Below are 13505 nucleotides of genomic sequence, written 5' to 3' on the forward strand. Positions count from 1 at the left end.
GACTAATCATGGCAATCAATCTGGAAATGCCCCGCAAGCTCCAGGCGGTCATCGAGAAGGGCCACCAGGGCGCCGCGGAGATGCTCCGGCCGATCTCCCGCAAGTACGACCTGGCCGAGCACGCCTACCCCGTCGAGCTGGACACCCTGGCCACGCTCTTCGAAGGCATCTCGAGCGCCAAGACCATCTCCTTCGCAGGCGCCGAGGCGTTCCGCGACGACGCCAACACCAAGGGCGAGAAGGTCACCGTCAACGGGGCCAACATGTCCGCACTGCTCAATGCGCTGGAGATCAGCTGGGGCGATGTCGCGCTGCTGCTCTCGGTGCCGCGGCAGGGCCTGGGCAACGCCGCAATCTCCTCGGTGGCCACGCCCGAGCAGCTCGAGCGCCTGGGCAAGGACGTGTGGGCCGCGATGGCCATCACCGAGCCCGGCTTCGGCTCGGACTCGGCTGCCGTCACCACCACTGCGGTGCTCGACGGCGACGAGTACGTGATCAACGGCGAGAAGATCTTCGTCACCGCGGGTTCGCGGGCCACCCACATCGTGGTGTGGGCGACGCTGGACAAGTCGTTGGGTCGCGCGGCGATCAAGTCGTTCATCGTGCCGCGCGAGCACCCCGGTGTGACCGTCGAGCGCCTGGAGCACAAGCTCGGCATCAAGGCGTCCGACACCGCGGTGATCCGCTTCGAGAACGCCCGCATCCCGAAGGACAACCTGCTGGGTGATCCGGAGATCCACGTGGAGAAGGGTTTTGCCGGGGTCATGGAGACCTTCGACAACACCCGCCCGATCGTGGCGGCCATGGCCGTCGGGATCGCCCGCGCCGCGCTGGAGGACCTGCGGGCCATCCTCACCGACGCCGGCATCGAGATCTCCTACGACAAGCCCGCGCATGCCCAGAGCGCCGCCGCGGCGGAGTTCCTGCGCATGGAGGCCGACTGGGAGGCCGGGTACCTGTTGACGGTGCGGTCGGCATGGCAGGCCGACAACAGCATTCCGAACTCCAAGGAAGCCTCGATGGGTAAGGCCAAGGCCGCCCGGGTGGCCAGCGACATCACGCTCAAGGCCGTCGAAATAGCCGGCACCACAGGCTATTCCGAGCAGACCCTGCTGGAGAAGTGGGCCCGCGATTCGAAGATCCTCGACATCTTCGAGGGCACGCAGCAGATTCAGCAGCTGGTGGTTGCGCGCCGCCTGCTGGGTCTGTCCTCGGCTGAACTGAAGTAGTCCTTTCTTCTGCGCGAGCAGACGCGAGCACCCCCGAAATCGAGACGTTTCGGGGGTGTTCGCGTCTGCTGGGCCAATAGGGTGAGCGTCATGGACACGTTTCAAGCGCTCGTGGCACGCACCGACGGGGACCGCATCAACGCGGCGGTCGAGACACTGCAGGAATCCGATCTGCCTCCCGGTGAGGTCACCATCCGGGTGCACTACTCCAGCGTCAACTTCAAGGACGCGCTGGCCCTGACACCCAAAGGCGGTGTGGTGCGCGACTATCCGATTGTCCCCGGCATCGACCTGACCGGTGAAGTGGTGGCCTCGGACTCCGCGGATTTCGCCCCGGGCGATCTGGTGCTGGCCCATGGCTATCAGATCGGCACCGGGCATCACGGCGGCTACGCCGAATACGCCCGGTTGCCCGCGGCTCAGGTCGTGGCGCTCGGACCGCTGACCCCGCGCGAGGGCGCGGCGATCGGCACGGCCGGCTTCACCGCGGCGCTGAGCGTGCTGGCCCTGGTCGTTCGCGGCATCCGGCCGCCAGACGGTCCCATCGTGGTCACCGGCGCGACCGGCGGAGTAGGCGCAGTGAGCGTCGATCTCCTCGCCGGCGCCGGCTACCACGTGGTGGCCTCCACCGGAAAAGCTGACCGGGTCGACCAGCTACGCGCGCTGGGTGCTGCCGAGGTGATCGGACGCCTGCCGGCCGACCCCGAGGCCAAACCACGTCCGCTGGGCAAATCCCGATGGGCAGCCGCGGTGGACTGTGTCGGTGGGGCGACGCTGGCCGATGTGCTCAGCACCATGGATTACGGCGGCGTGGTGGCCGCCAGTGGGCTCACCGGCGGTTCGGCGCTGAACACCACCGTGATGCCGTTCATCCTGCGCGGAGTATCTCTGGTGGGCATCGACTCGGTGCAATTGCCGATCGGACCGCGGCGGGAAGTCTGGCGCCAGCTGGGCGAGCAGCTCAAACCGCGCCACCTCGCCGATGTCTCCACCGAGGTTGACGTCAAAGATGTCGTCGGTGTGATCGACGAAGTGCGCGCCGGGCGCCATTCCGGGCGCGCGGTGGTGCGAGTGGCCGGCGGGTTCTAGCCGGCTTCGGCCTGCAGACGCAAAACTACCCCAATCCGTGGACCACTTCGGTCCGTGGATTTGGGGCAGTTTCTACTGGCGGTACCTCCCGCTTTCGCGGGACCGTTCACGGGAAGGCGTCAGCCCAGCACCCGCTGCAGGTCCGGAACCATGGCCTGCAGCTCCCGGCCCCAGTAGGCCCAGTTGTGCGTGCCGTTATCCGGGAAGTTGAACACACCGTTGGTGCCACCGGCGGCGATGTAGTTGTCTTGGAACGTCTTGTTGGTGCGGATGGTCAGACCTTCGAGGAAGGTGGCAGGCAGGTCGCCGCCGCCCAGCTCGTTGGGCTGGCCGTTGCCGCAGTAGATCCACAGGCGCGTGTTGTTGGCAACCAGCGTGGGGATCTGCACCATCGGGTCGTTGCGCTTCCAGGCGCTGTTCGGGTCTTCGGTCGGACCCCACATGTCGTTGGCCTTGTAGCCGCCGGCGTCACCCATGGAGATGTTGATCAGGAACGGCCACCAGCCCTCGGAGGGGTTCAGGAAGCCCGACATCGAACCGGCGTAAATGAACTCCTGCGGGTGGTAGGTCGCCAGGATCAGCGCGGCCGAGCCGGCCATCGACAGACCGATGGCGGCGTTGCCGGTGGCTGCCACGTCACGGTTGGCGGCCAGCCACTGCGGCAGCTCACTGGTCAGGAACGTCTCCCACTTGTAGGTGACGCAGCCGGACTTGCCACATGCCGGGGAGTACCAGTCGCTGTAGAAGCTGGACTGGCCACCGACGGGCATGACGACCGACAGACCACTGTCGAGGAACATCTCGAACGCGTTGGTGTTGATGTCCCAGCCGTTGTAGTCGTCCTGAGCGCGCAGGCCGTCGAGCAGGTACACCGCGTGTGAACCCGGGCCACCGCTCTGGAACTGAATTTTGATGTCGCGGCCCATCGACGGCGACGGGACCATCAGGTACTCAACCGGCAGACCTGGGCGGGAGAAGGCTCCCGCGGTCGCCGATCCGCCGACGACGCCGATCAAGCCAGGCAGCAGAAGTGCTGCCACAGCTGCCACCGTCATCCGGCGGGCCCAACGGCCACGAATCTTGTCAATGAAGGTCATACTGCGAATCCATCCGTCTTCCGGTCAATGACGCGCTGCGCGCGATCAGCGATGAGTGTCGCCAAGCGACACCGCAGCGTTCATCCGCTGCGCTGTCGCGCCCGCTCTCCGTCGCCGAACGCCTGTCGAAGGCGCAGCGGAGCGGACCGAAGAATTCAGTTGTTGCGCCTTGAGTAAATCACGGTGCCCGGACAGGGGAAAACTCACCGCACGTCGGCGAGCTGCGGATCTTCAGGTTTCGAAAAGTGAATTCGCCTTTATTTCTTCGCCGCGTACACGTCGTCTACCTGGACAAACACCGAAATGGGCCCGTTTTCGCCGACAACCCCTGACGACTGCCGATGTCTATCCGTTCACAACCGGTGTCCGGAGAGTTATCCGATCGTCGCCAACCAGTTCTCAAAATGCCGGGTCGGCTCCGACAGGCGCGGTCCACGGCATCGACCATACAAAAAAGTATGGTAACTTTCCGGCCATGGCCTCACCCCCTCTCGCCGACTGCGTGATCACCCCGGAATTCGTCGCACGACTCGCCGACCGAGCCGCTGAAGCCGAAGAGTTACGCCGCCTTCCCGACGCCACCGTCACCGATCTCGTCGACTCCGGATTCACCGAACTGCTCGTGCCCGCCCGCTACGGCGGACGCCAGGCCGACTTTCCGGCGATCCTGGATCCGGTGCGGCAGATGGCGCACGGGTGCACGTCGAGCGCCTGGACCATCGGCTTTCTGGCCCTACACAACTGGATGCTGGCCCTGTTCGGCGAGCAGGCCCAGCAGGAGGCCTTCGCCGATCGCCCCTTCCTGGCCCCGGCTCCCCTGGCCCCCACCGGACGAGGCCTGCCGGTCGAGGGCGGCATCCGGCTGACCGGACGATGGTCGTGGGCCACCGGCGTCATGCACGGGAACTGGATCATCGTGGCTGCGCTCTGCGGCCCCGACGATGCGCTGTACCCGGCGTTGGCGCTGCTGCCGATCGGTGACGTGACCGTCGCCGACGTGTGGCACACCGACGGCATGCGCGCCACCGGATCCAACGACGCCATCGCCTCCGACGTCTTCGTGCCCGAGCACCGGCTGGTGAAAGTGCTCGACATCTATTCCGGTACCGCTCCGGGCGCGGGGTTGCACGACAGCGCTACCTACCGCTGGCCGATGGTGCCCGCGCTGGCCCTGCTGGCGGCGATGCCCGCGCTGGGCAGCGCCGAGCGGGTCACCGAGATCTACGCGCAGCGGTTGGGCGAACGCGTGCTGCCGTACGAAGGCGTCATGCAGAAGGACAAGCCGATCGCCCAGGCCCATCTGGCCGGAGCCCAGGTCCGGTTGCGCGCTGTGCGGGCCCTGCTGGCCGATACGGTCGGCGAAATCGAGAGCATCGTGGCGTCCGGTGATTCCGTCGAGAGACCGGTACGCGCGCAGGCCCGGCTGGCCGCGGCGCACATCGTCAGCGAATCGCGATCGGTGATTTCCGAGCTGTTGGGCGCCGGCGGCGCCAGCATCCATTTTCTGTCCAGCCCGTTGCAGCGCTTCAAGCGCGACGTCGACGTACTCGCCGGCCATGTGGTGTTCGATTACGACACCAGCCGCGAGCTGGCCGGGGCACTGGCGCTGGGGATGAAGATCCCCCGGACCTCCATGATCTGACGGGGCTGATCTGACGCGGACTCTGTGCGGTCAGGTCTGCGCCGGACTACTCGCCAATGCCTCGGTGACGGCTTCACAGAAGGCCGGGAGATCGTCCGGCGAGCGGCTGGTGATCAGATTGCCGTCGACACAGACCTCCTGGTCGACCACGGTCGCGCCGGCGTTGCGCAGATCGGTACGGATACTCGGATAGCTCGTCAGCCTGCGGTCGCCGACGACGCCGGCCTCCGCCAGGGTCCACGGGCCGTGGCAGATGGCCGCGACCGGCTTGCCGGACCGCACGAAGTCGCCGACGAAGGCCACCGCCTTCTCGTCGAGCCTCAGCTTGTCCGGGTTCACCGTGCCGCCCGGCAGGATCAGCGCATCGAATTCGTCGACCCGCACGTCGCCGACCTTGCGGTCCACCGGGAAGGTGCCCGCCGGCTCGAGATCGTGATCGCGGGCCTGGATTTCGCCGTCCGCCAGGGACAGCAACTCGACGCGACCACCCGCGTTCTCCACCGCGGTGCGTGGTTGTTCGAGTTCGACGCGCTCCACCCCGTCTGCAGCGAGGATCGCGACCCGACGGCCTTCTAATTCCTTGAGCATCTTGAAGATCCTTTCGTTCACACCCGTCCAACGGCGGCCAGATGACCTGTGCGCCGCGGGGATTCGCCGTGCCGGCGCGGGGAATTCGTGCCCGGTGGCTACCCCGGCGAGCCGAACCCGAAACAGCGAGATCGGTGGCTGCAGACCCTTGCCAACCGGCCTGAACAAAAAGTAAAGTCACTTTCAGTTTTGTTGGAGACCTTCCGGGGAGATGAGCATGGAATCCTTCGTTCACCTGCGTAAAGGCAAAACCCCCAAGCGGGTGCACGCCGATCTCGACGGACTCAAAGACGATGAACTCGGCCGCGGCGGCTTCGTCGGGCGCACCGCCAACATGTACCGGCGCAACGACCCCACCGCCTACCGCACCGTCGGCCCCCTGCGCCCCACCGACGTACTCTCCAGCGAGCTCAAGCCCAGCGATGCCACCGATGCGCACGGCGGCCCGTTGTTGATGTTCTCCAATGCCGACTGCCAGGTGCTGCTGAGCCGGCGCACCGAGGAGATGCCGTTCTTCGTCCGCTACGTCGACGGCGACCTGTTGATCTTCGTGCACAAGGGCGCGGGCCTGCTGGAGACCGAGTTCGGCCCGTTGCGCTATCGCGAGGGCGACTGGGTGTACATCCCCAAGGCCTGCACGTTCCGTCAGGTGCCCGACGAGGAATCGACCTGGCTGATGATCCAGGCCACCGACGACTTCCGGGTCCCTCCGGCCGGCACCCTGGGCCGCCATTTCCCGTTCGACCCGGCGCAGGTGACCATTCCGGAACCGGCTCCCATCGACGATGACGGGCGGGACGAGTACGAGGTCCGGCTCATTCATGACGAGGGTCCGACTTCGCTGTTCTACCAACACAATCCCCTTGACGTGGAAGGCTGGCGGGGCGACAACTTCCCGTTCACCTTCAACATCGAGGACTACACGGTCATCACCTCCGAGAGCGTGCATCTGCCACCGACGGTGCACCTCTTCATGCAGGCCACCGGCGTGTACGTGATGAACTTCCTGCCCAAGCCCGCCGAGAGCGTGCCAGGCACCGAGCGCACCCCGTGGTATCACCGCAACGTCGACTACGACGAGATCGCGTTCTTCCACGGCGGAACCCTCTACGGCATCCCCATGCCACCCGGGCTGGTTTCCCATGCACCGCAAGGTGTTCACCACGGCGCACCCGAGAAGGCCCGGGAACGCGCCCGCCGCAAGTTCGACGACTACGACCGGGTGGACTGGTCGGTGATCGCCATCGACACCCGTCGTCGTCTCATCCCGTCCGCCGAAATCCTCGCCAACGATCTGGGGCAGCACTAGTGAGCACTGTTACCGAAGCACCTGTGAAACACGAGTACGACCGCATCCCGTATCTGGTTGCCTACCAGAACAACTCGTCGGTGCGCGACGTGTACGGCGGGGTGGCCGAGCTGGTGGTGTTGGAAAGCTACCTGCTGCGCCCCAAATCCAAGCCGTCAGACACCGTGCTGGTCTTCATGCATCCGATCGGCGGCGGCGCCTACCTGCCGATGATCAACGCGCTGGCCCGGGCCGGCCACCACGTCATCTACTGCAACAGCCGGTTCCGCGGCACCGACTCGGCGCTGCTGATGGAAAAGGTGGTCGAGGATCTCGGCGAGTGCATCAAGGACGCGAAAAACCGACTGGGCTACGACAAGGTGGTGCTGGCCGGCTGGAGCGGAGGCGGCTCACTGTCGGTGTTCTACCAACAGCAGGCGCAGAATCCGACCGTCACGGCCAGCCCGTCCGGGGACGGTCCCGATCTGACCAAACTCGGCTTGATCCCGGCCGACGGCATCATGCTGCTGGCCGCGCACATCAGCCGGCACGGCACCATGACGGAGTGGATGGACGCTTCCATCCTCGACGAGAACGACCCCACCAAGCGGGACCCGGAACTGGACCTCTACAACCCGGACAACCCCAACCAGCCGCCGTACACGCCAGAGTTCCTGGAGCGATATCACGCCGCGCAGATCGCCCGCAACCGGCGAATCACCAAGTGGGTCAAGGAAAAGCTGGCCGAGCTGAAGGCCGCGGGACGGCCTGATGACGAGTTCGCCTTCGTGGTGCACGGCACCATGGCCGATCCGCGCTGGCTGGATCCCACCGTCGACCCCAACGACCGCAAGCCCGGCACCTGCTACCTGGGCGACCCGCAGGTGGTCAACATGAGCCCGGTCGGCCTGGCCCGGTTCTGCACCCTGCGCAGCTGGTTGTCGCAGTGGAGTTACGACGATGCCAACGGCGACGCCGTGAAGGCCGGCCCGGACATCGCGGTGCCCACCCTGGTGATCGGTAACCTGGCCGACGACGCCTGTACGCCCAGCCATACCCGCCGGCTGTACGAGGCGATCGGCCACGAGGACAAGGAGATGCACGAGATCCCCGGCGCCAACCACTACTACTCGGGTCCAGACCAGCGGGGCACGCTGCGCCAGGCGGTCGGCATCTGTACGGATTGGCTGCATCGACACGGGTTTTCAGCATGACGACTGGGGCGCTGGACGGCATCCGGGTGATCGAGCTCGGCACCCTGATCTCGGGGCCGTTCGCCGGCCGGCTGCTCGGCGACATGGGCGCCGAGGTCATCAAGATCGAGCTGCCCACCACTCCGGACCCGCTGCGCACCTGGGGGCAGGCCGAGCTCGACGGGCACCACTTCTTCTGGACTGTGCACGCTCGCAACAAGAAGGCCGTCACCCTGGACCTGCGCACCACCAAGGGTCGGGAGCTGTTTCTCGAGCTGGTCGCCCAGTCCGACATCATCGTGGAGAACTTCCGGCCCGGCACCTTGGAGAAGTGGGATCTGGGTTACGACGTTCTGCGCGATCGCAATAAGGGCATCATCCTCGTGCGGGTCTCCGGCTACGGCCAAACTGGGCCCGACGCCGGCAAGGCCGGGTATGCCTCGGTGGCCGAGGCCTCCAGCGGACTGCGCCACATGAACGGGTTTCCCGGCGGTCCCCCACCACGGCTGGCCCTTTCGTTGGGTGACAGCCTGGCCGGCATGTTCGCCGCTCAGGGCGCCCTGGCCGCACTGTACCGGCGGACCGTCACCGGCGAGGGCCAGATCGTGGACACTGCCCTGACCGAAAGTTGTCTGGCCATCCAGGAATCCACGATCCCCGACTACGACGTCGGTGGTGTGGTGCGCGGCCCGTCGGGCACCCGGCTGGAGGGCATCGCACCGTCGAACATCTACCAGAGCGCCAACGGCAGCTGGGTGGTGATCGCGGCCAACCAGGACACGGTGTTCCGGCGGCTGTGTGCGGCGATGGGGCGACCCGAGCTCGCCACCGACGACCGGTTTGTCAATCACATTGCCCGAGGCCGTAATCAAGACGAGCTGGACAAGATCATCGGAGATTGGGCAGCCGAGCGCCCGCCGGCCGAGATCATCGAAACGCTGTCGCAGGCCGGGGTGATCAGCGGTCCGATCAACACCGTGGCCGAGGTCGTGGAGGATCCACAACTGCAGGCCCGCGGCATGATCGCCGACCACTGGGACGAACGCGTGCAGCGCAACGTCAAAGGCCCCGGCATCGTGCCGGTGCTGTCGGAGTCCCCCGGCACCATCCGCAATGCCGGTTCCGCCCGACCCGGCCAGCACAACGACGAGGTGTTCGCCGGACTACTGGGCCACAGTGCTGAGGAACTGGAATCGCTTCGCACCGAGGGGGTCCTGTGAGCTTGCCCGCCAAGGTCGACATCCGCGAGGTATGCCTGCGCGACGGCCTGCAGATCGAAGACCCGATTCCGTTGTCGGCGAAGGTCGCGATCCTGGAAGCCATCGTCGCCACCGGGGTACGTGAGGTCGAGGCGACAGCGTTCGTCTCACCCTCGAAAGTGCCGGCGCTGGCCGACGCGGCCGAACTCGCCGAAGAACTGCACCGGTTTCCCGACGTGGAGTTCTCCGCACTCGTAGCCAGCCCCAACGGCGCCAAACGCGCCATCGCCGCCGGCCTGCGCTCGATCGAATACGTGGTGTCGGCCTCGGATGCCCACTCCCAGGCCAACGTCGGACGCAGCTCCGCCGAGGCAACCGCACAGATCGCCGACATCGTGGCCATCGCCCGCGACAGCCGCACGTCGGTCGAGGTGATCATCGCCACCGCGTGGGACTGTCCCTTCGACGGGCCGACCGATCCGCAGCGGGTGCTCGACATCGTCACCGCGGCAGCCGGATTCGAGGTGAACCGGATCGCGATCGCCGACACCATCGGGACCACCACGCCGCGCCGGGTCAGCACCCTGATCGAGAAAGTCAGACCCCTGATCGCGGACATCCCGCTGGGAGCGCACTTTCACAACACCCGCGGCGCGGGTCTGGCCAGTGCGTACGCAGCAGTGCAGGCCGGCGTCACCCGCCTGGACGCGTCGGTGGGCGGGTTGGGCGGCTGCCCGTTCGCCCCGGGGGCCAGCGGCAACATCGCCACGGAGGACCTGGTCTACATGCTGCGCGACAGTGACATCGCCGTCGATGTCGAACTACCGGCCGCCATCGAGGCCGCCCGCGTCGCACAGGAAGCCGTCGGCCACGAGCTGCCCAGCGCGTTGCTGCGGGCCGGCGACCGGATCTTGGACTGAGGCGACGGTGACTGCCGCGGAGTTGAGCACCAAGGGTCGTCAGACCCGGTCGGCCATCGAGCTTGCCGCCCGGAAGTTGTTCGCCGAACGCGGCTTTCACGGCACCACACTGGCCGACATCACCTCTGCCGCAGGCAAGAGCCCGGCGGTGTTCTATCGCTATTTCAGCGACAAGGAGGATCTGCTGGCCGCGCTGGCCGAATCCTTTCTGCACGACGTCGTCGAACCGTCCGGTCTGAATCTGCACCTGCCCGATTCACCCGAGGACACCGAGTTCTTCACCACGGTCGTCACCGGCTACTGGAACATCTTCAAACAGAACATCGGCATCATGATCGCCGTGGCCCAGCTCGCCGCCACCCAGCAGCGTTTCGCCGATGTGCAGAACAAATTCCGCCGGTTCGGCATCGACATCGTCATCGCGTCGGTGCGCCGCGCCCAGGAGCAGGGACACGCCCAGGGGCTGCATCCCGAACATGTGGCGGCGGCCATCGCCCTGCTGTTCGAGAACTTCACCTCGGTGTTCGTCGGCAATTCCGGGCTGGGCATCGAGATCGACGACGCCGACGCCATCGCCACCCTGTCCACCATCTGGAAGAAAACGTTGTACGGCTTCTGACCCGAGAAAGAGGAGTCATCGTGGATTTCGCTTTACCCGAACACCTCACCGATGTCCTCGCCGAGATGGACGAGTTCATCGAGGCTGAGATCAAACCCCTTGAGCGCGAGCACATCCAGTACTTCGACCAACGCCGGGAATATGCCCGGACCGATTGGGACAACGGCGGGGTGCCCGCCCGCGCCTGGGAAGATCTCCTCGACGAGATGCGTCGTCGTGCCGATGCCGCCGGTTGGTTGCGGTACGGGCTGCCCGCCCGCTTCGGCGGCCGCGACGGCAGCAACCTGGACATGGCGGTGATCCGAGAGCACCTCGCGCACAAGGGTCTCGGGCTGCACAACGACCTGCAGGACGAGTCCTCGATCGTGGGGAACTTCCCGCAGGTGATCATGATGGACCGGTTCGGCACCGAGGCCCAGAAGAGCGAATGGGTCGAGGCGATGCTGACCGGAAAGAGGTCGATGGCGTTCGGGTTGACCGAACCCGATCACGGCTCGGATGCCACCTGGCTGGAAACCACCGCCGTGCCCGACGGAGACGGATGGATCATCAACGGGCGCAAGCGGTGGAACACCGGGGTGCACCGGGCCACCCACGACCTCATCTTCGCCCGGACGTCGGGTGAGCCCGGACAGGCCCGCGGGATCACCGCCTTTCTGGTGCCCACCGACGCGCCAGGCTTCACCGTCCCGTTCTACTGGTGGACGTTCAACATGCCCACCGATCACGGCGAGGTGGAACTGAAGGATGTGCGGGTGCCGGCCGACGCGGTACTCGGCCAGGTCGATCACGGTCTCGAGGTCGGGCAGACGTTCCTGCACGAGAACCGGATCCGCCAGGCCGCCAGCAGTCTCGGAGCCGCCCAGTTCTGCATCGACCGGGCCGTCGACTACGCCAACCGCCGCATGGTGTTCGGCAAGCCGCTGGCCGTCAACCAGGCGGTGCAGTGGCCATTGGTGGAGTTGCAGACCGAGGCGCAGATGGTGCGTCTGCTCGTTCGTTACGCCGCAACGCAGTTGGATCAGAACCACCACATGGAAGTGTCGGACAAGGTTTCGATGGCTAACTATCGGGCCAACCGGCTGGTGTGTGAGGCCGCGGACCGGGCGATGCAGGTGCACGGCGGTATTGGCTACAGCCGGCACGAACCGTTCGAGCACATCTATCGCCACCACCGGCGCTATCGCATCACCGAAGGCGCCGAAGAGATCCAGATGCGACGGGTGGCGCAGCGGCTGTTCGGATTCGGCAAGGCCAAGCGGTGACCGATACCGGCACGCTGGCCGTCCGGTTGGCCGATGTCCTCACCCCGGCCCTCGGCGACGGGGTCTCGGTGGAAAACCTGCGGGAGCTGACCGGCGGTGCCAGCCGAACCACCTGGTCGTTCGACGCCGTCACCGACTCGGTGCGGCGCCCGCTGATCCTGCGCACCGGTGCGCCCGATGAGGTCCACGCCGGGATGGAGCTGGAGGCCGGGGCCCAGCGAGCCGCAGCCGCCGCCGGGGCGCCGGTCCCCCACGTACTGGTGGCCGACGATTCCGTTGCGGCAGTAGGTGAGCCGTTCCTCATCTGCGACTTCATCGGCGGGGAGACGATCGTGCGGCGCATTCAGCGCAGGCTCGACGATGCCGGGCGGGCCCGGTTGCTGACGCAGTGCGCACAGGCGTTGGCCGCCATCCACCGGGCCGACCCGCCCGTCCTTCCCGGGCTCACCGAGCAGGACCAGATATCTCAGTGGCGTACCCAGCTCAACGAGATGGGTGACACCACCGCCACTTTCGAGTGGGTGTTCCGTTGGCTGGCCGCCAATAGACCGCCGGCCTCACCGCCACGGTTGGTGCACGGCGACTTCCGGATGGGCAACCTGATCGTCGACGACTCCGGCCTGGCCGCCGTGCTGGACTGGGAACTGGTGCACACCGGTGAGGTCTACGAAGATCTGGCCTGGTTCTGCATCCGAGCCTGGCGATTCGGGGCGCCGGCCGACCGCGGCGCCGGCGGGCTGGGCAGCATCGAGAGCTTTCTGGATGCCTACGAGGAGGCCGGCGGCATCAGCCTGGACCGGTCTGCGATCCGCTGGTGGCTGGTGCTGGCCACGCTGCGGTGGGGCATCATCTGCCGCTATCAGGCCGAGCGGCATCTCAGCGGGCAGACCCGCTCGGTGGAGTTGGCCACGATCGGTCGTCGGGTCTGCGAAACCGAGTGGGACCTGTTGGATCTGCTGGACGGGAGCACGTGGTGAGCAACCTCTACGGACGGCCGAGCGCGGCCGAACTCGTCGCCGCGGTCGCAGACTTCCTCGACACCGAGGTGCGGGACGGTGAGACGGTCGCCGCCCCGGTCAGATTCCAGGCCCGCGTCGCCGCGAACGCCCTCCGCATGGTCGAACGTGAGCTTCTGGCTGTCGACGCGCCCGCGGCCGCCGCGTCGGCGTTGGCCGCGCTCGGGTTCACCGACGAGGCCGGGTTGGCCTCCGCCATCCGTGCTGGTGAGCTCGATGAGCAAGCCGGCGAGGTGGCGAGCTGCTTGCGCGTTCTGGTGGGTCAACGGCTCGCCGCCGCGCATCCCGGATACGAGGCGCAGTGAGCCCCGCCCGTGCCGATTTCCACCCCATGGTCGTGGTCGACGCGCAGGCACCGCC

General features: G+C 66.6%; 13 protein-coding genes. 11 read left to right on the forward strand and 2 right to left on the reverse strand.

The features are described from left to right. Nucleotides 1–8 precede the first annotated feature (8 nt). Together A5699_RS11670 and A5699_RS11675 are read left to right on the forward strand one after the other, a co-directional pair. Nucleotides 9–1229, forward strand: coding sequence for an acyl-CoA dehydrogenase family protein (locus tag A5699_RS11670; RefSeq protein WP_067769344.1), 1221 nt, complete (start codon nt 9–11; stop codon nt 1227–1229). A gap of 90 nt (nt 1230–1319) precedes the next feature. After that, nucleotides 1320–2318 carry an oxidoreductase gene (locus A5699_RS11675; RefSeq protein WP_067769346.1) on the forward strand — a complete coding sequence of 333 codons (999 nt, stop codon included), beginning with the start codon at nt 1320–1322 and terminating at the stop codon, nt 2316–2318. A gap of 119 nt (nt 2319–2437) precedes the next feature. Here A5699_RS11675 and A5699_RS11680 read toward each other — a convergent pair whose 3' ends face one another. Next, a complete protein-coding gene (locus A5699_RS11680) occupies nt 2438–3415 on the reverse strand; it encodes an esterase family protein (RefSeq protein ID WP_067769348.1) in 978 nt (325 codons plus the stop codon). 475 nt (nt 3416–3890) lie between these two features. On the opposite strand from A5699_RS11680, the gene A5699_RS11685 reads away from it, so the two are divergent. Beyond that, a complete protein-coding gene (locus tag A5699_RS11685; protein WP_067769350.1) occupies nt 3891–5057 on the forward strand; it encodes an acyl-CoA dehydrogenase family protein in 1167 nt (388 codons plus the stop codon). Nucleotides 5058–5087: 30 nt separating this feature from the next. Here the strand turns inward: A5699_RS11685 and A5699_RS11690 are convergent, their stop codons facing one another. Next, complete coding sequence (locus A5699_RS11690; RefSeq protein WP_067769400.1) at nt 5088–5645, reverse strand: type 1 glutamine amidotransferase domain-containing protein; 558 nt, start codon at nt 5643–5645, stop codon at nt 5088–5090. Nucleotides 5646–5862: 217 nt separating this feature from the next. Here A5699_RS11690 and A5699_RS11695 point away from each other — a divergent pair, with 217 nt between their 5' ends. The 8 genes from A5699_RS11695 to A5699_RS11730 are packed head-to-tail and all read left to right on the forward strand — an operon-like array spanning nt 5863 to nt 13450. After that, nucleotides 5863–6954 carry a homogentisate 1,2-dioxygenase gene (locus A5699_RS11695; protein WP_067769402.1) on the forward strand — a complete coding sequence of 364 codons (1092 nt, stop codon included), beginning with the start codon at nt 5863–5865 and terminating at the stop codon, nt 6952–6954. Next, nucleotides 6954–8147 carry a S9 family peptidase gene (locus tag A5699_RS11700; protein WP_067769353.1) on the forward strand — a complete coding sequence of 398 codons (1194 nt, stop codon included), beginning with the start codon at nt 6954–6956 and terminating at the stop codon, nt 8145–8147. The genes A5699_RS11695 and A5699_RS11700 overlap by 1 nt, the downstream gene beginning before the upstream one ends. After that, complete coding sequence (locus A5699_RS11705) at nt 8144–9346, forward strand: CaiB/BaiF CoA-transferase family protein (RefSeq protein ID WP_067769355.1); 1203 nt, start codon at nt 8144–8146, stop codon at nt 9344–9346. Before A5699_RS11700 ends, A5699_RS11705 begins: the two co-directional genes overlap by 4 nt. After that, a complete protein-coding gene (locus tag A5699_RS11710) occupies nt 9343–10245 on the forward strand; it encodes a hydroxymethylglutaryl-CoA lyase (RefSeq protein WP_067769357.1) in 903 nt (300 codons plus the stop codon). Before A5699_RS11705 ends, A5699_RS11710 begins: the two co-directional genes overlap by 4 nt. Before the next feature lie 7 nt (nt 10246–10252). After that, a complete protein-coding gene (locus A5699_RS11715; protein ID WP_067769359.1) occupies nt 10253–10864 on the forward strand; it encodes a TetR/AcrR family transcriptional regulator in 612 nt (203 codons plus the stop codon). A 20-nt stretch (nt 10865–10884) separates the two neighbouring features. Next, a complete protein-coding gene (locus A5699_RS11720) occupies nt 10885–12129 on the forward strand; it encodes an acyl-CoA dehydrogenase family protein (protein ID WP_067769361.1) in 1245 nt (414 codons plus the stop codon). Next, nucleotides 12126–13106 carry a phosphotransferase family protein gene (locus A5699_RS11725; RefSeq protein ID WP_082957668.1) on the forward strand — a complete coding sequence of 327 codons (981 nt, stop codon included), beginning with the start codon at nt 12126–12128 and terminating at the stop codon, nt 13104–13106. The genes A5699_RS11720 and A5699_RS11725 overlap by 4 nt, the downstream gene beginning before the upstream one ends. Beyond that, nucleotides 13103–13450: a DUF6285 domain-containing protein gene (locus A5699_RS11730; RefSeq protein ID WP_082957670.1), complete on the forward strand. Its 348-nt coding sequence runs from the start codon at nt 13103–13105 to the stop codon at nt 13448–13450. The genes A5699_RS11725 and A5699_RS11730 overlap by 4 nt, the downstream gene beginning before the upstream one ends. The last annotated feature ends 55 nt before the right edge of the window (nt 13451–13505 follow it).

Source organism: Mycobacterium sp. E802 (genome assembly GCF_001666875.1).
Taxonomy (GTDB): domain Bacteria; phylum Actinomycetota; class Actinomycetes; order Mycobacteriales; family Mycobacteriaceae; genus Mycobacterium.

Coding starts and splice junctions, on each gene's coding strand:
- A5699_RS11670 (WP_067769344.1), top strand. CDS start 9: ATGGCAATCAATCTGGAAATGCCCCGCAAGCTCCAGGCGGTCATCGAG.
- A5699_RS11675 (WP_067769346.1), top strand. CDS start 1,320: ATGGACACGTTTCAAGCGCTCGTGGCACGCACCGACGGGGACCGCATC.
- A5699_RS11680 (WP_067769348.1), bottom strand. CDS start 3,415: ATGACCTTCATTGACAAGATTCGTGGCCGTTGGGCCCGCCGGATGACG.
- A5699_RS11685 (WP_067769350.1), top strand. CDS start 3,891: ATGGCCTCACCCCCTCTCGCCGACTGCGTGATCACCCCGGAATTCGTC.
- A5699_RS11690 (WP_067769400.1), bottom strand. CDS start 5,645: ATGCTCAAGGAATTAGAAGGCCGTCGGGTCGCGATCCTCGCTGCAGAC.
- A5699_RS11695 (WP_067769402.1), top strand. CDS start 5,863: ATGGAATCCTTCGTTCACCTGCGTAAAGGCAAAACCCCCAAGCGGGTG.
- A5699_RS11705 (WP_067769355.1), top strand. CDS start 8,144: ATGACGACTGGGGCGCTGGACGGCATCCGGGTGATCGAGCTCGGCACC.